General features: G+C 72.3%; 16 protein-coding genes and 1 pseudogene. 13 read left to right on the forward strand and 4 right to left on the reverse strand.

Features of this window, described 5'->3' with window-relative positions:
• Positions 1 to 4: 4 nt before the first annotated feature.
• Positions 5 to 1066 carry an SRPBCC family protein gene (locus ACIGW4_RS34030; protein WP_399585241.1) on the forward strand — a complete coding sequence of 354 codons (1062 nt, stop codon included), beginning with the start codon at positions 5 to 7 and terminating at the stop codon, positions 1064 to 1066.
• A gap of 80 nt (positions 1067 to 1146) precedes the next feature.
• Here ACIGW4_RS34030 and ACIGW4_RS34035 read toward each other — a convergent pair whose 3' ends face one another.
• Complete coding sequence (locus tag ACIGW4_RS34035) at positions 1147 to 1320, reverse strand: CsbD family protein (RefSeq protein ID WP_123457160.1); 174 nt, start codon at positions 1318 to 1320, stop codon at positions 1147 to 1149.
• A 282-nt stretch (positions 1321 to 1602) separates the two neighbouring features.
• A complete protein-coding gene (locus ACIGW4_RS34040; protein ID WP_399585244.1) occupies positions 1603 to 1869 on the reverse strand; it encodes a GlsB/YeaQ/YmgE family stress response membrane protein in 267 nt (88 codons plus the stop codon).
• Positions 1870 to 2225: 356 nt separating this feature from the next.
• Between ACIGW4_RS34040 and ACIGW4_RS34045 the strand changes: the two genes are divergently transcribed.
• From ACIGW4_RS34045 to ACIGW4_RS34065, 5 genes are all read left to right on the forward strand, one after another.
• Positions 2226 to 2954 (forward strand): VanZ family protein, encoded by a 729-nt coding sequence (locus ACIGW4_RS34045; protein ID WP_399585247.1) that lies wholly within the window; start codon positions 2226 to 2228, stop codon positions 2952 to 2954.
• A gap of 65 nt (positions 2955 to 3019) precedes the next feature.
• Positions 3020 to 3715 carry a response regulator transcription factor gene (locus ACIGW4_RS34050; RefSeq protein ID WP_399585250.1) on the forward strand — a complete coding sequence of 232 codons (696 nt, stop codon included), beginning with the start codon at positions 3020 to 3022 and terminating at the stop codon, positions 3713 to 3715.
• Complete coding sequence (locus ACIGW4_RS34055) at positions 3708 to 4787, forward strand: sensor histidine kinase (RefSeq protein WP_398706814.1); 1080 nt, start codon at positions 3708 to 3710, stop codon at positions 4785 to 4787. The genes ACIGW4_RS34050 and ACIGW4_RS34055 overlap by 8 nt, the downstream gene beginning before the upstream one ends.
• Positions 4788 to 4926: 139 nt before the next feature.
• Positions 4927 to 6126, forward strand: a complete 1200-nt coding sequence (locus ACIGW4_RS34060; RefSeq protein ID WP_399585253.1) for an NAD(P)/FAD-dependent oxidoreductase — start codon at positions 4927 to 4929, stop codon at positions 6124 to 6126.
• A 101-nt stretch (positions 6127 to 6227) separates the two neighbouring features.
• Entirely contained in the window at positions 6228 to 7193 is a 966-nt protein-coding gene (locus ACIGW4_RS34065; RefSeq protein WP_399585286.1) for a sigma-70 family RNA polymerase sigma factor, read from the forward strand.
• 27 nt (positions 7194 to 7220) lie between these two features.
• Here ACIGW4_RS34065 and ACIGW4_RS34070 read toward each other — a convergent pair whose 3' ends face one another.
• Together ACIGW4_RS34070 and ACIGW4_RS34075 are read right to left on the reverse strand one after the other, a co-directional pair.
• Complete coding sequence (locus ACIGW4_RS34070) at positions 7221 to 8408, reverse strand: aromatic amino acid transaminase (RefSeq protein WP_399585255.1); 1188 nt, start codon at positions 8406 to 8408, stop codon at positions 7221 to 7223.
• Complete coding sequence (locus tag ACIGW4_RS34075; protein ID WP_398706809.1) at positions 8401 to 9402, reverse strand: DMT family transporter; 1002 nt, start codon at positions 9400 to 9402, stop codon at positions 8401 to 8403. Before ACIGW4_RS34075 ends, ACIGW4_RS34070 begins: the two co-directional genes overlap by 8 nt.
• A 158-nt stretch (positions 9403 to 9560) precedes the next feature.
• Between ACIGW4_RS34075 and ACIGW4_RS34080 the strand changes: the two genes are divergently transcribed.
• From ACIGW4_RS34080 to ACIGW4_RS34110, 7 genes and pseudogenes are all read left to right on the forward strand, one after another.
• Positions 9561 to 10049, forward strand: coding sequence for an Lrp/AsnC family transcriptional regulator (locus tag ACIGW4_RS34080; protein ID WP_123457153.1), 489 nt, complete (start codon positions 9561 to 9563; stop codon positions 10047 to 10049).
• An 87-nt stretch (positions 10050 to 10136) separates the two neighbouring features.
• Complete coding sequence (locus ACIGW4_RS34085; RefSeq protein ID WP_398706807.1) at positions 10137 to 13511, forward strand: pyruvate carboxylase; 3375 nt, start codon at positions 10137 to 10139, stop codon at positions 13509 to 13511.
• A 151-nt stretch (positions 13512 to 13662) separates the two neighbouring features.
• Positions 13663 to 13806, forward strand: a complete 144-nt coding sequence (locus ACIGW4_RS34090; RefSeq protein ID WP_399585260.1) for a hypothetical protein — start codon at positions 13663 to 13665, stop codon at positions 13804 to 13806.
• A gap of 146 nt (positions 13807 to 13952) precedes the next feature.
• Positions 13953 to 14054, forward strand: a pseudogene (locus tag ACIGW4_RS34095) (FAD-dependent oxidoreductase); the annotation flags it as partial.
• 114 nt (positions 14055 to 14168) lie between these two features.
• Entirely contained in the window at positions 14169 to 15641 is a 1473-nt protein-coding gene (locus ACIGW4_RS34100; RefSeq protein ID WP_399585289.1) for a GMC oxidoreductase, read from the forward strand.
• Complete coding sequence (locus tag ACIGW4_RS34105; protein ID WP_398706802.1) at positions 15638 to 17185, forward strand: patatin-like phospholipase family protein; 1548 nt, start codon at positions 15638 to 15640, stop codon at positions 17183 to 17185. The genes ACIGW4_RS34100 and ACIGW4_RS34105 overlap by 4 nt, the downstream gene beginning before the upstream one ends.
• A gap of 28 nt (positions 17186 to 17213) precedes the next feature.
• Positions 17214 to 19091 carry a hypothetical protein gene (locus ACIGW4_RS34110; RefSeq protein WP_399585263.1) on the forward strand — a complete coding sequence of 626 codons (1878 nt, stop codon included), beginning with the start codon at positions 17214 to 17216 and terminating at the stop codon, positions 19089 to 19091.
• The last annotated feature ends 94 nt before the right edge of the window (positions 19092 to 19185 follow it).

The following is a 19185-nucleotide window of genomic DNA, read 5'->3' on the forward strand; positions in this document are numbered from 1 at the left end:
CGCCATGGCCACCGATCGTGAACGTTCGACGTCGAACTCCTCCTCCCCCATGGACCAACTGTTCGAGGAAGTCGGCGAGTACCTGCGGGCCCAGGCGGACCGCCTGGCCGACAAGGCCGTGGACAAGGTGGGGGACCTCACCGATCAGCTCTCCGACGTGGCGGAGAACGGGGGATCGCTCGCCGGCATCGGCGGCCGCCTCCTCAAGGGCGACTCGCCCCTGAAGGCCGTCGCGGGCAACACCTTCGACAACGTCAAGGACAAGGTCAAGGACATCGGCGGCGGGCTGCTCGGCAAGAAGGGCAAGTCCCGCAAGAGCGGATCCAAACCGACGCACATCTGCGAGTCGATCGACATCGGCGTCCCGCTGCGCACCGCGTACGACCAGTGGACGCAGTACGAGGACTTCAGCTCGTTCGCCAAGGGGGTGCGCAGCGTCTCCCAGGGCGATGACACCACCAGCGACTGGAAGGTCAAGGTCGGGCCCTCCACACGCAGCTGGAAGGCCACTGTCCAGGAGCAGGTGCCGGACGAACGGATCATGTGGAGCTCCGACGGCGCCAAGGGCACCACGCGCGGATGCGTCAGCTTCCACGAACTGGGCCCGTCCCTCACCCGCGTGCTCGTGATCGTCGAGTACTACCCCTCCGGTCTCTTCGAGAAGACGGGCAACATCTGGCGCGCCCAGGGGAGGCGGCTGCGCCTGGACCTCAAGCACTTCGCCCGTCACGTGACCCTCTCCAACGAGGAACCGGACGGCTGGCGGGGCGAGATCCGCGACGGAGAGGTGGTGCGCAGCCACGACGAAGTGGTCGAAGAGGAGGAGTCCTCGGAGGAACAGCCGGAGGAGGCCGAGGACGAGGACTACGACGACGAGGAGGCGGGAGAAGGGGAGGAAGGAGAAGAGGAGGAGGGGAACGACGGCGAGTACGAGGACGAGGACGAAGGCGCGTACGAAGACGAGTACGAGGACGAGGACGAAGGCGAGGGCGAGGACGAAGACGAGGGCGACTGGGACGAGGAGGATGAGGAGGAGGACCGCTCCGGCCGCCGGGTGAAGCGCTGAGGAACAAGAAGAGGACGAGAGAAGGAGGCTGTCGCCCGTCGAGGGTGACAGCCTCCTTCTCCGGCTTCTGGGCCGGACATTCAGTGCTTCATCGTGTCCTTGGCCTTCTGCCCGGCCTGCTTGGCGTCCGCCGCCGCCTGCTCGGCCTTGCCCTTCATCTCCATGCTCTCGTTGCCGACGGCCTTGCCGGTGGTCTCCTTCACCTTGCCCTTCATTCCCTTGCCGACGTTCTTGGCCTTCTTTCCCGTGGCCATTTACGTTCACCTCCGACCACTTGTCGATTTCCCCGAGTTCCCCGATTCAGGACGCCCCCAGAGGCGACCACGTTTCCAGCCTCAGCCATCTCGGCAGCAGGGCCCGGAACGTGGTGCTCACCATTCGACCGGCCATCCACCATCCGCCGCGTGCCGTCATCCGCATGCTCCACCGTGACGCCCGCACGGCGCCGCGGCACATCACGGCGCGGGGCGTCCAGTGGGCGAGCCTGCGGCGTCGGCGCCGCTTCCAGCGGTGCCGTCTCCGGCCCACGGCGGTCCTCACGAGCGTCTTCTGCCGACCACGAGCCGGTAGAGGAGCAAAAGGATGACGGATCCGACGATGGCGGCGATCCATGTGGAGAGCTCGAAGAAGCCGTCGATGGAGTCGACTCCGAAAATGACCTTTCCGAGCCATCCGCCCAGGAGGGCGCCGGCGATTCCGATCAGTATCGTCACGATGCAGCCGCCGGGGTCCCGGCCCGGCATCAACGCTTTCGCGATGATTCCGGCGAGCAGGCCCAGCAGAATCCAGCCGATGATTCCCATGGGGTTCCTCTTGTCAGGGCGCCAATCTTCTGTAATCCATCTGCGCAGCCCAGCGGATGCCAAACATGGGGGAACGCATGGATCTGAAGCGTCGATGAGTGCCGAAGCGCCAGGTGGCGGCGGTCTCCGGCTGGAGGAGGTTCGGCCCGGTCTCCCCGGCGGGACGATCCGCCTGTCGACCCGGCCTCTACCCAGGAAGCCCCCTCAGCGCGGGAGGACGGCGGACGGCGCTCATCCATCGGCCTGTCGCAGGGGTGCACGACCCCGATCCGTCCGGCGCGGGCGCGTCCGTGTATCGCGGGCGTATCGAAAATCGCATACGCTCCCGCAACCGCCCGCCGTCTCCAATGAAGGGCATGAACGTCTCCGACGAGAGCGCGGACCGCGACGTGTCCCTGCCCGCACCGTCCCGCCGCGCACGCGGGGCCGTACTCCTCTGCCTGACGGTCCTCGGCACGGCGGGCGCCCTGTTCGCCGTGCGGAAGCCGCTCATGATGTCCGCTCCGAGGTGCCTGGCCGGGCAGTGGCACGGTTGCCTGGACACGTTCAACGGCGTCGTGCTCGTCACCCTGGCCGCGCTGCCCCTGGCCTTCCTGGTGGCGTGGGCCCTGGCGCATCGGCGGCGTGCCGCCGGCGCCGCGGGGGCGTGGCGCATGTCGCTGGCCGAGGTGGGGATGGTGCACGGGACGGTGCCGTTCCTGTGGCTGACCATGATGCCGGGTGCCGGGGCCGGCACCGTGCCGGGCCGGGTGAGCCTGGTGCCGTTGCGGGACCTGGTCACGATGGGGCCGCTCGGGATCGCCGGCAACCTGCTGGTCCTCGCGTCCCTGGGGTTCTTCGCTCCGATGCGGTTCGGGGCGGTGGCGTCCGTGCCGAGGGTCCTGGCGCTCGGGGCGGGCTGCTCGGTCCTGGTCGAGACCGCGCAGTACGTCCTGCGGCTCGACCGGGTGTCCTCCGTGGACGACGTCCTGGTCAACGCCGCCGGTGCCGTGCTGGCCGCCCTGGCGTCGCGCCGCTGGTGGCGCGGCGCTCCGGCGGACGCCCCGTCGGAGCGGCCCCGCCCCGCTCCGACGCCGACGGGCTGAGTCACGGTCCCGGAGGCACGTCTTCGCATACGCGGGCGATATGCGGGGTTGCCTAGGCTTCTGCCATGCGTGTACTGATCGTGGAGGACGAGCCCTACCTGGCGGAAGCCGTACGGGACGGTCTGCGGCTGGAGGCGATCGCCGCCGACATCGCCGGTGACGGCGACCGCGCCCTGGAGCTGCTCGGCGTCCACTCCTACGACCTCGTGGTCCTCGACCGGGACATCCCCGGCCCCTCCGGCGACGAGGTCGCCCGGCGCGTCGTCGCCTCCGGCAGCGGCGTCCCGATCCTCATGCTCACCGCCGCCGACCGCATCGACGACAAGGCCTCCGGTTTCGAGCTCGGCGCCGACGACTACCTCACCAAACCGTTCGAGCTGCGGGAGCTCGTCCTGCGGCTGCGGGCGCTCGACCGCAGGCGCGCGTACGCCCGGCCCCCGGTCCGCGAGCTCGCGGGCCTGCGCGTCGACCCCTTCCGCCGGGAGGTCTTCCGCGACGGGCGGCACGTCGCGCTCACCCGCAAGCAGTTCGCCGTGCTCGAGGTCCTCGTCGCCGCCGAGGGCGGGGTCGTGGGCGCCGAGGAGTTGCTGGCGCGGGCCTGGGACGAGCACGCGGACCCCTTCACCAACGCCGTCCGCATCACCGTCTCGGCCCTGCGCAAACGCCTCGGCGAGCCGTGGGCCATCGCCACGGTGCCGGGTGTCGGCTACCGCATCGACGTCGGTCCGGACGCCCCCCGCTCCGGAGGCACGCGTGTCTAGGCGCCCGGGGCTGAGCGCCCGGACGAGGCTGACCCTCAGCTATGCCGGGTTCCTCGCCGTGGCCGGTGCCCTGCTGCTGGCCGTGGTGTGGGGGTTCCTGCTGCGGTACGTGCCCGACAACTCCCAGGGTCTGCTCGGGGTCTCGCCCAACCGCTACCTCCTGGTGCGCACCTTCGGTCCCGCCGCGGCCGTGGCGATGGCCTTCCTGCTCGTCTTCGGCCTGGTCGGAGGATGGCTCCTCGCGGGCCGGATGCTCGCGCCGCTCACGCGGATCACGACCGCGGCACGGACCGCCGGGAGCGGGTCGCTGTCCCACCGGATCCGCATGGAGGGGCGTCGGGACGAGTTCCGTGAACTCGCCGACACGTTCGACGCCATGCTCGAACAGCTGGAGTCGCACGTCGCCGAGCAGCAGAGGTTCGCCGCGAACGCCTCCCACGAGCTGCGCACCCCCCTGGCCGTCTCGCAGGCGCTGCTCGACGTCGCCCGCCGGGACCCCACGCGGGACCGGGACGAGCTCCTGGAGCGGCTGCGGGCCGTCAACGCGCGGGCGATCGGCCTCACCGAGGCCCTCCTCGTGCTCAGCCGCAGCGACCGGGGGGCCTTCGGCCGTGAGGACGTCGACCTCTCCCTCGTCGCCGAGGAGGCCGCCGAGACCCTGCTCCCCCTCGCCGAACAGCGCGGGATCACACTCGACGTCACCGGAGGAGCGGCCCGGGCCAGCGGCTCCTCGGAGCTCCTGCTGCGGCTGGTGACGAACCTCGTCCAGAACGCCGTCGTGCACAACCTCCCCACCGGCGGCACCGTGACGGTCCACACCGGGACGCGGGACGGTGCGAGCGTGGTGCGGGTCGAGAACACGGGCCCTCCGCTCCCGCCGGACCTGGTGCCGACCCTCACCGAGCCCTTCCGGCGGGGAACGGAACGGGTGCGCACCGACGAGCACGCCGGCGTCGGTCTGGGCCTGGCCATCGTGCACAGCGTCGTCCGCGCCCATGACGGGACCCTCGACCTCGCGCCCCGCCCCGCCGGCGGCCTCGTCGTCACGGTCCGGCTCCCCGGCGTGCCGTAGGCGTCGTTCCCGAGCGTCGCCGCACGCCCCGCGGTCACCCCCCCTCTCGCGTGACGCACGTCACAGGAGGCTCCTGTCAGGAATCGGGGCGCTGTCCCGCTCAAGTCACCGGAAAGCAGCGCACCGACGGGAGCATCACATGAAGCACCGCATCGTCGTCCTCGGCGCCGGGTACGCCGGAACCTACGCGGCCGGGAACCTGGCACGCCGGCTGTCCCCCGCGGACACCGGGATCACCGTGGTCAACGCCGTGCCGGAATTCGTCCAGCGGCTTCGGCTGCACCAGCTCGCGGCCGGTCAGGAGATCGCCGCGCCGAAGCTCGCCGACGTCTTCGCGGGGACCGGGGTACGGCTGCGCGTGGCCCGTGTCACCGCCGTCGACCCCGACCGCCGGGCCGTCACCGTGGCCGACGCCGACGGCGGCGGCGAGCTCGGCTACGACACGCTCTTCTACGCGCTCGGCAGCCACGGCGACGACCGGCACGTCCCCGGAGCGGCCGAGCACGCCTTCGACGTCGGTTCGCGGCCTGCGGCACTGCGGCTGCGCGAGCGCCTGGACGGCCTGTGCGGGCGGGGCGAGGGCGGGAACGTCCTGGTCGTCGGCGACGGGCTGACCGGCATCGAGACGGCCACCGAGATCGCCGAGTCCCGCCCGGGCCTGTCGGTCACACTGGTCGCCCGCGGGGAGCTGGGCGCCCGGCTCTCCGCCGGAGCCCGCGGCCACCTGCGCCGGGCCTGCGACCGGCTCGGCGTCACCGTCCTGGAGCACACCGAGGTCGAGGCCGTCGAGGCGACGCGGGCGCTGTGCGCCGACGGCACCGTCCTGGCGTCCGACGCGACCGTGTGGACGGCCGGGTTCGCGGTCGGTCCCCTCGCGGCCGCCGGCGGGCTGGAGGTCACCGGGGACGGCCGGATCGTCGTCGACCACGCCATGCGGTCGATCTCGCATCCGGAGGTCCACGCCGTCGGCGACAGCGCCCACGCCGTCGGGGACGACGGCCTGCCGCTGCCGATGTCCTGCGCCTCGGCCGGCTACACCGCCATGCGGGCCACGGCCTCGGTCGTGGGACGACTGACGGGCCGCAAGGCCACGCACACGAAGCTGGGGTACGTGGGCAACCACATCAGCCTCGGGCGCCGGGACGGAATCCTGCAACTGGTGGACGGCGAAGGGCGGGCGAAGCCGAAGTACCTGGGCGGCCGGAAGGCCGCGCGGGTCAAGGAGGGCATCCTGGGGATGTCGCTCTGGACCACCTCGCACCCGACCTTCGGGCTGCCCCGGCGCAGGCACCGTCTCGTCGCCGCGACGACCCCGTCCGGCGAGAAGTCGTTCGCGTAGCCGCCCGGGACGATCTCATGGACGGCATGACCACGGACGGCTTCTCCACAGACGGCGTCACCACGGACGGCTCCACCACGAACGGCTCCACCACGACCGGCATGACCACGAACGGCGTCTCCGCGGACCGCTTCGACACCGGCCGGTTCGAGGCCGACCGCGCGCGGCTGGCCTCGCTGTCGTACCGGCTCCTCGGCTCCGCCGCCGACGCGGAGGACGTCGTGCAGGACGCGTTCCTGCAGTGGCAGGCCGCCGACCGGCGGCGGATCCGGGTGCCGGAGGCGTGGCTGACCAAGGTCGTCACCCACCTGTGTCTCGACCGGCTCCGCTCGGCGCGGGCCCGTCGCGAACGGGCCGTCGGCGCCTGGCTGCCCGAACCGCTCCTGGACGGCGACCCGATGCTCGGCCCGGCCGACACCTTCGAGCAGCGCGAGTCGGTCTCCCTCGCGGTGCTGACGCTCATGGAGCGGCTGTCGCCCCTGGAGCGGGCGGTCTACCTCCTGCGCGAGGCGTTCTCGTACAGCCACGCCGAGATCGCCGGGATCCTCGACGTCACCGAGTCCGCGAGCCAGCAGCACCTGCACCGGGCCCGGAGCCGGCTCACCGCCGCGCGCCGCCGCGGCGGCGCCGACGAGGTCGACCCGGCGTCCGCGCGCAGGATCGTCGAGGAGTTCCTCGACGCCGCCTCCTCGGGCCGCACCGAACGCCTCGTCGCGCTGCTCACCGACGACGTGACCGCGATCTCCGACGGCGCCGGCCTGACCGGGAAGCTGCTGCGGTACGACACCCCGCGGCGCGTCGCCGCCGTCGCACGGGCCGGCTTCACGCCCACCCGCGCGAAACGGCGGTTCGCCGGCGGCACCCCCGCCGTCCACTCCGCGCTCGTCAACGGCGCTCCCGCCCTGCTCTTCGTCCTCGGCGGCCGGGTGATCGGCTGCGTCACCTTCGACGTCGTCGGCGGCCGGATCGCGACCGTGCGCGGCATCGCCGCGCCCGCCCGTCTCGCCCGCCTCGGCGAGGCCTGGCGGCGGCGCGAGCCGGAGGCGCCGCTCGTCGCCCGGTGGTGACGGCCGCGCGCGCTGCCCCGGGGGCCGTCAGACGCTTTCCGTGGCGGCCGGGGCCCGCAGGGCGTCGGCGATGCCCCGGGCCAGGAACGGGATCCGGTGCGCGGGGACGCCCGCGATGTTGATGCGGCCCGCGGTCGTGCCGTAGATGCCGGACCTGCGGCGCATCCGGAGCATTCCCCCGGGGGTGAGGGGCAGCATCGAGAACATGCCCTTCTGGCGTCCGAGGGCGCGCGCCTCCTCCTCGTGGCCGAGGGCGCCGAGGTGGGCGACGAGGTCCGTCCGGTTGGCCGTGATGCGGTGGCGCATCGCGTCGAGTTCGGCGAGCCAGGCGGCCTTCAGGCGCTCGTCCTCCAGGACGGTGGCGACGACGGCGGCGCCGTGGTCGGGCGGCATGGAGTACAGGGTGCGGGCGGCGTTCTGGAGGGCGGTCTCGGCGTGCCGGAGCGCCCGCGCCGAGGAGCCGACGACGACGGCGCAGCCGGTGCGGTCGCTGTAGAGGCCGAAGTTCTTGGAGCAGCTGACGGCGATCAGCACCTCGGGGAGGCGTTCGGCCAGCATCCGGGTCGGCCGCAGGTCGGCTTCGAGGCCGTCGCCGAGGCCGTGGTAGGCGAGGTCGACGAAGGGGATCCAGCCGTTCTTCGCGGCGAGTCCGGCGAGCTCCTCCCAGGTCTCGGGGGAGGGATCCGCCCCGGTGGGGTTGTGGCAGCAGCCCTGCAGCAGGACGACGTCGCCGCGGCCCGCCTCGCGGAGGTCCTCCAGGAGTCCCGTGGCGTCGAGCCAGCGGAACGTGCGGACGGTGAGGCCCGCGCCTTCGAGGATGGGGCGGTGGTTGACGTACGCGGGGTCGCTGATCCACACGGTGGTGCCGGGGCGCGTCTGCCGTACGAGGTCGGCGAGGAGGCGCAGGGCGCCGGTGCCGGCCACGGTCTGGACGGCCGTCGCCCGCGCGGTGAGGGCCTCGGTGCCGAGGACGGTGGTGAGCATGGCGCGGTTGAAGGCGGTGTTGCCGGACAGGCCGAGGTACTCCTTGGAGCCGGAGCGTTCCGCCAGGCGGATCTCGGCCTCCTTGACCGCCGCCATGACGGGGGTGACCCCGGTGTGGTCGCGGTAGACGCCGAGGACGAGGTCGAGGCGCTCGGGCCGCGGGTCGGCGGCGTACTCGGCGGTCAGGTCCCAGAGCGGGTCGGCGGGCGGGGCGGGGAGGAGCTCAAGCATCGGTGGGGACCTTGGTTCGGGGGCGTCGGTTGGCGAGCGCGACGCCGAGGGTGATGAGGGGGACGCCGACCACGACGGGCAGGGTCGGCGACTCGTCGAGGAGGGGCACGGCGAGCAGGACGACGGCGACGGGGCTGAGGCTGCCGACGACGGAGCTGCGCTCGGGGCCGAGCCGGCGGATGGCGAACGCGTACATCAGCCCGGCGCAGAGGCCGACGCCCAGGCCCTGGACGACGAGGAAGAGCGCGATGTCGCCGCCGGCCGCGTGGGCGAGGCCGGTGGGCAGGACGCCGGTCAGCGTCAGCAGTGCGACGACGGCGAAGGAGGGCAGGCAGAGCAGGCCGATGGAGCCGATCGGGTCGAGGTCGATCTCGCGCAGGCCCACGGTGTAGAGGGCCCACAGGCCGCTGGCGACGAGCAGGGTGCCCGTGCCGAGCAGGACGTCCGCGTCGAGGGCCGCGGTGTAGCGCCAGACCAGGGCCACGACGCCGGCCACGATGAGGGCGAGGCCGGCCGCCTGGGTGCCGCGCGGGGCGCTCTTGCCGCCCGCGACCACGAGGGCGGAGACGAACAGCGGGACCATGCCGGGCACGATCGCCCCGACGAACGCGGCGGAGGTCAGCGAGCCGCCGTACATGGCGGCGAGGAAGAACGGGACCCCCGCCCCACAGACGATCTTGGCCGCAGGGGCGAGTCGGACGGCGGCCAGTCGGCGCCTGCGCCGCCACAGGGCGGGCGCCAGGACCACCAGGGGCACGCCGAAGCGCAGCAGCGCGGCGTCCGCGGGCAGCAGCGTGGAGGCGCTCAGGGCGCGGGCGCTGAGCGCGAAGGCGGCCCAGATCGCCACGGTGAGGAGCAGGGCGAGCATGCCCACGGCCTGTGGGGAGGGTCCTTGGAGCCGGCCGGTACGGGGCTCCTCGTCGTGCCCGTGGGGCGGAGTGCGCGTGTCCCGCGCCTCCTCCGTCGTCGCCCCCACCGTTCGTGTTGCGGCCACCGGCCGTTCCTCCCTCTCGAAGCCGTGCGGGCGGAGCCGAGGCCCGGCTCACCCCCAGGAAGCAACGCTAGGGCTTCGGGCGGGGCAGGCGATTGCCAGTTATGCCCCTCAGGCATAGCGTGGGGGCAGAATCTGCCAAGTTCCGTAAAGGAGAGTCGATGGACGCCGTGGACTTCCAGATCGTCCATGAGCTGCAGTCGGACGGCCGCCTGTCGAACCAGGACCTCGCCGACCGGATCAGGCTGTCCCCCTCCCCCTGTCTGCGCCGGGTGCGCCGGCTGGAGGAGTCGGGGTTGATCGGCGGCTACACGGCCACCGTCGACCAGGTCGCCTTCGGGCTGCCGATCACCGTCTTCGTACGGATCCGCCTGGAGCGGCACACGGCCGAGGCGGTGAACGTGTTCGAGCAGCACGTCGGCCTCATCGACCACATCCAGGACTGCTATCTGATGGCCGGCAGCAGCGACTACCTGCTCAGGGTGGTGATCGAGAGCCTGGAGGCGTACGAGGCGCTCGTCCGCACCCGGATCCACGCCATCCCGGGCATCGCGTCGATCGAGTCGAGCTTCGCCTTCGGCAGCGTCAAGCAGTCCAGGGTCTATCCGCGTCCGGGCGCCCCGTCGAAACGGGGCATCGGGGCGCGGTGATCCATGTCGTCGCCACGGGATCTTCAGCAGGCCGCGGCGGAGCCCGTAGCGTTGCCGTGACGAGCCGGGCACGGTGAAGGGATCAGAATGTTCCGCAAGGTGCTGGTGGCCAACCGCGGGGAGATCGCGATTCGCGCGTTCCGCGCGGGCTACGAACTGGGGGCGCGCACGGTCGCCGTCTTCCCCCACGAGGACCGCAACTCGCTGCACCGGCTGAAGGCCGACGAGGCCTATGAGATCGGTGAACCCGGTCATCCGGTACGGGCCTACCTCTCGGTGCCGGAGGTCATCCGGGCGGCCCGCCTGGCCGGCGCCGACGCCGTCTACCCGGGCTACGGGTTCCTGTCCGAGAACCCGGAGCTGGCGCGCGCCTGCGAGGAGGCGGGCATCACGTTCGTGGGCCCGTCGGCGCAGACCCTGGAGCTGACCGGGAACAAGGCGCGCGCGGTGGCCGCGGCCCGCGAGGCCGGGGTGCCCGTGCTCGGTTCCTCGGCTCCCTCCACCGACGTGGACGAACTCGTGGCGGCCGCCGAGGGGATCGGCTTCCCGGTGTTCGTCAAGGCCGTCGCCGGCGGCGGCGGTCGCGGCATGCGGCGGGTCGAGGACCCGGCGGCGCTGCGCGAGTCGATCGAGGCGGCGGCCCGCGAGGCCGAGTCCGCCTTCGGCGACGCGACCGTCTTCCTGGAGAAGGCCGTCGTCGACCCGCGCCACATCGAGGTGCAGATCCTCGCCGACGGCGAGGGCGGGGTCATCCACCTGTTCGAGCGGGACTGCTCGCTGCAGCGCCGCCACCAGAAGGTGATCGAGCTCGCGCCCGCCCCGAACCTCGACCCGGCGGTGCGGCAGCGGATCTGCGACGACGCGGTGAAGTTCGCCCGCCGGATCGGCTACCGGAACGCGGGCACCGTGGAGTTCCTCCTCGACCCCGACGGCAACCACGTCTTCATCGAGATGAATCCGCGCATCCAGGTCGAGCACACGGTGACCGAGGAGGTCACCGACATCGACCTGGTGCAGTCGCAGCTGCGCATCGCCGCCGGGGAGACCCTCGCCGACCTCGGCCTGACGCAGGAGTCCGTCGTCCTGCGCGGTGCCGCCCTGCAGTGCCGCATCACCACCGAGGACCCGGCCAACGGCTTCCGCCCCGACACCGGCATGATCAGCGCCTACCGCTCCCCCGGCGGCTCCGGCATCCGGCTCGACGGCGGAACCACCCACGCCGGTACGGAGGTCAGCGCCCACTTCGACTCGATGCTGGTCAAACTGACCTGCCGGGGGCGGGACTTCAAGACCGCCGTCGGCCGGGCCCGCCGCGCGGTGGCCGAGTTCCGCGTCCGGGGCGTGTCCACGAACATCCCCTTCCTGCAGGCCGTGCTCGACGATCCGGACTTCCGGGCCGGGCGGGTCACGACGGCCTTCATCGAGCAGCGGCCGCACCTGCTCACCGCCCGCCATTCGGCCGACCGCGGCACGAAGCTGCTCACCTACCTCGCCGACGTCACCGTCAACAAGCCGCACGGCCCCCGTCCCGAGCTCGTCTCCCCGGTCACCAAGCTGCCCCGGCTGCCCGCCGGCCGGCCGCCCGCCGGCTCCCGGCAGCGGCTGGCCGAGCTCGGCCCGGAGGGCTTCGCGCGGAGCCTGCGCGAGTCGCCGACCCTCGGCGTCACCGACACCACCTTCCGCGACGCCCACCAGTCGCTGCTCGCCACCCGCGTCCGTACGAAGGACCTGCTCGCCGTCGCCCCGGCGGTCGCGCACACCCTGCCGCAGCTGCTGTCCCTGGAGTGCTGGGGCGGCGCCACCTACGACGTCGCCCTGCGCTTCCTCGCCGAGGACCCCTGGGAGCGGCTCGCCGCGCTGCGCGAGGCCGTGCCCAACATCTGCCTGCAGATGCTGCTGCGGGGCCGCAACACCGTGGGCTACACCCCGTACCCGACCGAGGTGACCGACGCCTTCGTGCAGGAGGCCGCCGCCACCGGCGTCGACGTCTTCCGGATCTTCGACGCGCTCAACGACGTCGGGCAGATGCGGCCCGCCATCGACGCCGTACGGGAGACCGGGACGGCGGTCGCCGAGGTCGCGCTCTGCTACACCGCCGACCTCTCCGACCCGGCGGAGAAGCTGTACACCCTGGACTACTACCTGCGGCTCGCCGAGAAGATCGTCGCCGCGGGCGCGCACGTCCTCGCGGTCAAGGACATGGCCGGTCTGCTGCGCGCCCCCGCCGCGGCGAAGCTGGTCTCCGCGCTGCGCCGGGAGTTCGAGCTGCCGGTGCACCTCCACACCCACGACACGGCGGGCGGCCAGCTCGCCACGTACCTCGCGGCGGTCCAGGCCGGAGTGGACGCGGTGGACGGCGCGGTGGCCTCCATGGCCGGCACCACCTCGCAGCCCTCGCTGTCGGCGATCGTCGCCGCGACGGACCACTCCGAGCGGCCCACCGGCCTCGACCTGGGGGCGGTCGGCGACCTGGAACCGTACTGGGAGGGCGTCCGCAGGATCTACGCCCCCTTCGAGGCGGGCCTGGACTCGCCGACGGGACGCGTCTACCACCACGAGATCCCCGGCGGGCAGCTCTCCAACCTGCGCACCCAGGCCGTCGCGCTCGGCCTCGGCGACCGGTTCGAGGACGTCGAGTCGACGTACGCCGCCGCGGACCGGATGCTGGGCCGGCTGGTGAAGGTCACCCCCTCGTCGAAGGTGGTGGGCGACCTCGCGCTGCACCTCGTCGGCGCCGGGGTGGCACCCGAGGACTTCGAGGCGGCACCGAACCGGTACGACATCCCGGACTCCGTCGTCGGCTTCCTCCACGGCGAACTGGGCACGCCGCCCGGCGGCTGGCCCGAGCCGTTCCGCACCAAGGCGCTGGAGGGCCGCGCCGGCCCCAAGCCGATGCGGGAGCTCACCGCGGAGGACCGCACCGGCCTCGCCGAGGACCGGCGCGCCACGCTGAACCGCCTCCTCTTCCCCGGCCCGACGGAGGCGTACGAGGCACACCGTCAGGCGTACGGCGACACCAGCGTGCTCGACAGCAAGGACTTCTTCTACGGGCTGCGCCCCGGGAAGGAGTACGGCGTGGACTTCGGACCCGGCGTGCGGCTGCTCATCGAACTGGAGGCCATCGGCGAGGCGGACGAGCGTGGCATGCGCACGGTGATGTCCACCCTGAACGGCCAACTGCGGCCGATCCAGGTGCGGGACAGGGCCGCGGCCGCCGGCCTCCCCGTGACCGAGAAGGCCGACAGGTCCGACCCCGGCCACGTCGCCGCGCCGTTCGCCGGCGTGGTCACGCTGGCCGTCGCCGAGGGCGACGAGGTCGAGGCCGGCGCGACGGTGGCCACGATCGAGGCGATGAAGATGGAGGCCTCGATCACCGCCCCGAGGAGCGGACGGGTCACCCGCCTGGCCATCACCCGGATCCAGCAGGTGGAGGGCGGTGACCTCCTCGTCGAGATCGGCTAGGGCCTGTCTGACCGGTCCCGTCGGATCAGGCCCTGGGTCGGAGGGAGTTCAGGCGTGAGGCCCCCTCCGTCATGCGGCACGCTCCCGGTCCGGTGAGGCTGGGCGGGACCGGGGCGGGGGCCGGGACCGGGACCGTGTCGCGGCCGTCGCCGTGGGGCTGTGGGACGTGGTCCTCCCCCGGCCCGCCGACGCGGTGAAGGAGGTCTGCGGCACCGTCGGCCGCGGCCCCGCCCCGGAGGAGCGCGCGACGTACCTGCCGGATCGTCCGGTCGGCCCGGTGCGCCCCGCGGGCTGACGCGCTCCGCGCCGTACGGTCCTCGACCGGGGCCGGCGCCTCGACGTGCGCGTCACGGCATGCGGGTGAACCATGGAAAGGGCATGCGACAGCTGCATGCGGGGGGCAGGTCCGGGCAAGGTCTCCGGATTCCAGAGGTGGCGAGCATGGACGTTTTCGATGCCGTCGTCGTCGGGTCGGGTTTCGGTGGATCCGTGACCGCGTTCCGTCTGGCCGAGGCCGGTCTGCGCGTGTGCCTCCTGGAGAGGGGGAAGCCCTTCCCGCCCGGCTCCTTTCCGCGTACTCCCCATGACGCCGCCAAGAACTTCTGGGATCCGGATTCCCGGCTGTACGGGATGTACGACATGTGGAGCTTCTCGAAGATGGACGCGCTCGTCTCCAGTGGGCTGGGCGGGGGCTCGTTGATCTACGCGAACGTGCTGATCCGCAAGCCGGAAAGCTGGTTCGTGCACGAGTCGTTCGACGGGGGCTACGAGGACTGGCCGGTCACGCGTGAGGACCTCGATCCCCACTACGACCGCGTCGAGCGGATGCTGGGTGCCCAGCGGTACCCGTTCGACGTGGAGCCCTACCGGGACACGCCGAAGACCATCGCCATGCGGCAGGCGGCCTCGCGGCTCGGTCTGCCGTGGCAACTGCCGCCGCTGGCCGTCTCCTTCGGGAACCCGCCGGTGCCCGGCGTTCCCATCGAGGGCGGCGAGGACAATCTGCACCACAGTCCGCGCTATACGTGCAGACTCGTCGGCGAATGCGACCTGGGCTGCAACTTCGGCAGCAAGAACAGTCTGGATTTCACCTATCTCAGCGCCGCGGACCGGCTCGGGGCGGACATCCGGACCCTCTGCGAGGTCCGTGCGTTCGAACCGGTCCGGCAGGGGTTCCTGGTCTCGTACCTCGAGCACGGGGACGCCGGGGACGGGGACCCGCTCGCTCCTCCCGAGCGGCACACCGTCAGGGCCAGGCGACTCGTTCTCTCCGCCGGTACGTTCGGCACCACCTATCTGCTGCTGAGGAACCGCAGCGCCTTTCCCGCGCTCAGTCCGGCGCTGGGCACCCGTTTCTCCGGGAACGGGGATTTCCTCGGGCTGGTGCTCACAGCGCGGGAACGCCGTGAGGACCGCCCCGGTGAGACGGTGCCGCGCATGCTGGAACCGAGTTTCGGTCCGGTCATCACGAGTGCGATGGTCAGGGACCGCGAGGAGAACGGCGAGGCCGACCGGGGTTTCTACATCGAGGACGCCGGCTACCCGGAGTTCCTCGACTGGCTGGTCGAGGAGAACGTCCTCACCCTGTCGCACAGGGTCGGGAGGTTTCTGCTGCGGCGCGGGTGGTCGCAGCTGACGAGGACGGCCGGGAGCCGCGTGGGCCGGCAGCTCGGCGACGCCCTGGGCAAGGGGCTGTTCACCGCGACGTCCCTCCCTCTGCTCGGCATGGGGAGGGACGTGCCCAACGGCCGCATGTTCCTCCGGGACGGACTTCTGGACCTCGACTGGCGTCCGGCGGCCTCCGACCGGTACTTCCACCAGATGAACGCGACCATGAAGCGCGTGTCACAGAGCCTGGGCGGCCGCTACGCCTCGAATCCCCTGTGGTGGCTCAACCGCCTCATCACCGTGCATCCCCTGGGCGGCGCGCCGATGGGGCGCAGTGTCCGGGAAGGCGTGGTGGACTCCTTCGGGCGCGTGTACGACTGCCCGGGGTTGTCGATAGCCGACGGCTCGGTGATGCCCGGTCCCGTGGGCCCGAATCCCTCGCTCACCATCGCGGCGCTGGCCGACCGGTCGGCCGACCGCATCATCGAGGATCACCGACAGAACTCCGCGAGGCCCTCATGACGACCGGCCAGAGCAGTGAACACCGCGGCGCCTCCCCGCGCAGGTCCCTCGTCCTCGCCGGCGGCGGCCTGAAGGTGGCTTTCCAGGCGGGCGTCCTCCAGGTCCTGCTCGACGAGGCCGAGTTGCGGTTCGACCACGTCGACGGTGCCAGCGGAGGCATCTTCAACCTCGCGATGTACTGCCAGGGGATGTCCGGGCGCGAGATCGCGGACAACTGGCGCAAGCTCTCTCCGCTGAAGGGCGTCAGCCCGAACTGGCGCGAACTGCCGAAGGGGCCCTACGCCCGTTCCCTCTTCACGCTGGACGGCTACCGGCGTCACGTCTTCCCGGGCTGGGGACTGGACTGGGAGCGGATCCGGGCCACCGACCGGGAGGCCACCTTCAACCTCTACAACTTCAGCGCCAACGAACTGGAGCCGGTGACCGCCGACCGCATGGACGAGGACCGCTTCTGCGCGGGAGTGGCGCTGCCCATGTGGTTCCCTCCCGTCGTCATCGACGGGCAGACCTACATCGATCCGGTCTACCTGACCGACGGCAACGTCGAGGAGGCGATCCGGCGGGGCTGCGACGAACTGTGGATCATCTGGACGGTCAGCCGGCGGCACCGCTGGCGGGACGGGTTCGTGGCCAATTACTTCCACATCATCGAGACGGCGGCCAACGGGCAGTTGAAGCACTGGCTGCGTCGGATCGAGGCCAGCAACGCGGCCGTCCGCGACGGAGAGCGCGGGGAGTTCGGACGCCTCATCGACGTCAGGCTCCTGAGCGCCGAGGTCCCGCTCAACTACCTCGTCAACTTCAGCCGAGACCGATTCGCCCAGGCCGTGGAGCTCGGGGTCCAGCGCGCTCGCCAGTGGTGCACGGCCCAGGGGATCCCCTGGAAGCCCGGCGTCCTTCCGGACCGCCCCGACGACCCCACCGGCCTCCGCTTCACCGAACGCATGGTCGGCCGCGTCGCCTTCGGCGGGGACGACGTCCAGGAGGCGCCCCCGCCGAGGGGCGGGGCGACCGCCGACCTGGCCCTGCACCTGACCATCGACATCCGCGGAGTGGACCGCTTCGTCGTCGGCCCGGAGCACGAGGCCTCGGTGCGGGGCGAGATCGTCTGCCAGGAGCTGGGCGGACGCCTTCCGGTCGAGGGCGGGACGTTCCGGCTGTTCGTGGAGCAGTCTGATCCGGAACACCTGCGGATGCTCTACCGGTTGTTCTTCACCGACCGAGCCGGTCACCGGCTCACGCTCAGCGGGCACAAGGACGTCGACGAGGACTCCCGTCGCGGCGTCTGGAAGGACACGTCCGTCCTGCACACGCGCATCGTCCGTGGCCACGTCGATGCCGACGAGGAGGCCGGGGCACCGCAGGTGGCGTCGGGAGCCGTCCACATCCGTCCCGCCGACTTCCTGAAGCAGCTCACCACCTTCCGGGTCGAAGCGGCGACGCTGCCCGGCAGGGTGGCGACGCTGAGGCGCTTCGGGCAGTTCTTCTTCGGCAAGCTGTGGGACGTGTACGCGCAGGACGTCCTGCCCTGGTCGCCGCTGTGACCGCTCTCGTGCCGACGGAGGAGCCATCGTGGACTTCCAGGAGTTGCGCAAGCAGGCGGCGGCGATCCTGTTCACCCCGCGGGAACCGGTGCGCTGGCTGGCGCCCAAGGAGCTGGCCCGCACGGCGGTCAAGGTCGGGCTGGCCGCCGTGTTCGCCAACTACTCGGACAAGCGCGAGATCCAGGGCGCGCTGGAGGCCGGTCTGCTGCGGGCTCCCCTGGCGGACCCCGGCGCCGAGGAGATCTGGATCGACTTCGTCGCCGACCTGGGCGACGGCTTCGAGGCGACGTGCTCGGTGGCATCGGCCCTGGCGGCGGACCGGCTCGCCGTCGCCGGGCCCGGCTCGTGCCCCCGCGGCTCACTGCTCGTCCTCGGCGGGGACCAGGTGTACCCGGTGGCTTCGGCCTCGGCGTACGAGGACCGGATGAAGGGGCCCTACCGCGCCGCGCTCCCGTCGGCACCGGACCAGCCGCTCATGGTCGCGCTGCCGGGCAACCACGACTGGTACGACGGACTCACCGCGTTCCTGCGGATGTTCGCCCAGGGAACGCCCATCGGCGGCTGGGAGACCCGGCAGACCCGGAGCTACTTCGCCGTGGAGCTGCCGCAGCGCTGGTGGCTCGTCGGGCTGGACAGCCAGCTCGGCTCCTACTTCGACGATCCGCAGCGGCGCTACTTCGAGACCTTCCTGTCGCCGCGGCTGCAGCCGGGCGACAGCGTGATCGTCTGCACCGCCGCGCCCACGTGGGTGCAGAGCGACGAGAAGCCCGACGCCTTCAACTCCCTGCACTGGTTCGACCGGAACATCATCCGGACGCGTTTCGACCGGGCGACCGGGCAGCCCGTGGACACGGGCGCGTCCATCCGCCTGTGGCTGACCGGCGACAAGCACCACTACGCCCGCTACGCGGAACGGCTGCCCGACGACCCGGCCGGGGCCGGCGACGAGCTGCCCCCGGACCCCCGGCGGCGCCAGATGGTGACGTGCGGCCTGGGCGGCGCGTTCCTGGCCTCCACGCACCGGCTTCCGAAGGAACTGGCGCTGCCTCCGGCCGCCTCGCGGATGCGGAGGAAGGACGACCCGCCACCGACGTTCGCCCTCGCGCGGCCCACGTACCCCGATGCGGAGGAGTCCCGCTCGCTCACGCGCGCGATCGCCGAGCCCTGGTCACGGTACTGGCTGCCGCGGCGCAACCCCGGCTTCGCGGTCCTGGCCGGGGCGGTGCAGCTGCTGCTCGTCCTGATGGCGGGCGGCGCGTTCGCCCTGGCCGAGGGCGGACACAATCCCGTCGACGCCGTACGGGGGGCCGGCGGCGACGACGTGCTCGGCCTGCTCTGCACGAGCGCCGCCTTCTTCCTGCTGCCCTTCGTACTCGGCTGGGGGAACGGGATGCTGCGCGGGCGGCGGCCCGGGCCACCGTCCGGTCCCACGGGGGCCGTGCTGTTCCAGCTGGCGGCCACCGCCGCGACCCTCGCCGTCGCCGTCGCCGCGGCCCGGTCGGTCCCCCTCGCGTGCAGCCGGTTCTGGGTCCTGCTCGTGCTCGTGGTCGTCGCCGTCGCGCTGGGCGCGTTGCTCGGCTCCCAGCTCTTCGCCCTGTGGGTGCTGTGGACGGACCGCGGCCTCGTCGCCGACTGGCAGATGTCCGGGCAGTCCATCGACGACCGCACGGGGTTCGTGCGGATGCGCATCGCACCGGACGGCACGCTCACCCTCTACCCGCTGGCCCTCGACGGCACCTGCCGGGACTGGGAGCTCCGCGAGGTTCCGGACATCCCGGCCGCATGGCAGCGCCCGGTGCCCTCGACGCCGCCGGCCGTGCGGCTCGTCGAAGAACCCGTCGTGATCGCGCGGACACGGGTGCCCGGTGCCCAGCGGCCCGGGCCGCGGACGGACCGCACCCCGTGACGTGCGTTTCCGCACGTCGGGCGGTCTGGCTCCCCGTACCGCCGACGGGCGAGGACATCGTGCACGACAGGAGGCGCCGAGGCGGTTTCCGGTG

It is taken from the genome of Streptomyces sp. NPDC053513 (assembly GCF_044544765.1).
In the GTDB taxonomy this organism is placed as follows: domain Bacteria; phylum Actinomycetota; class Actinomycetes; order Streptomycetales; family Streptomycetaceae; genus Streptomyces; species Streptomyces litmocidini.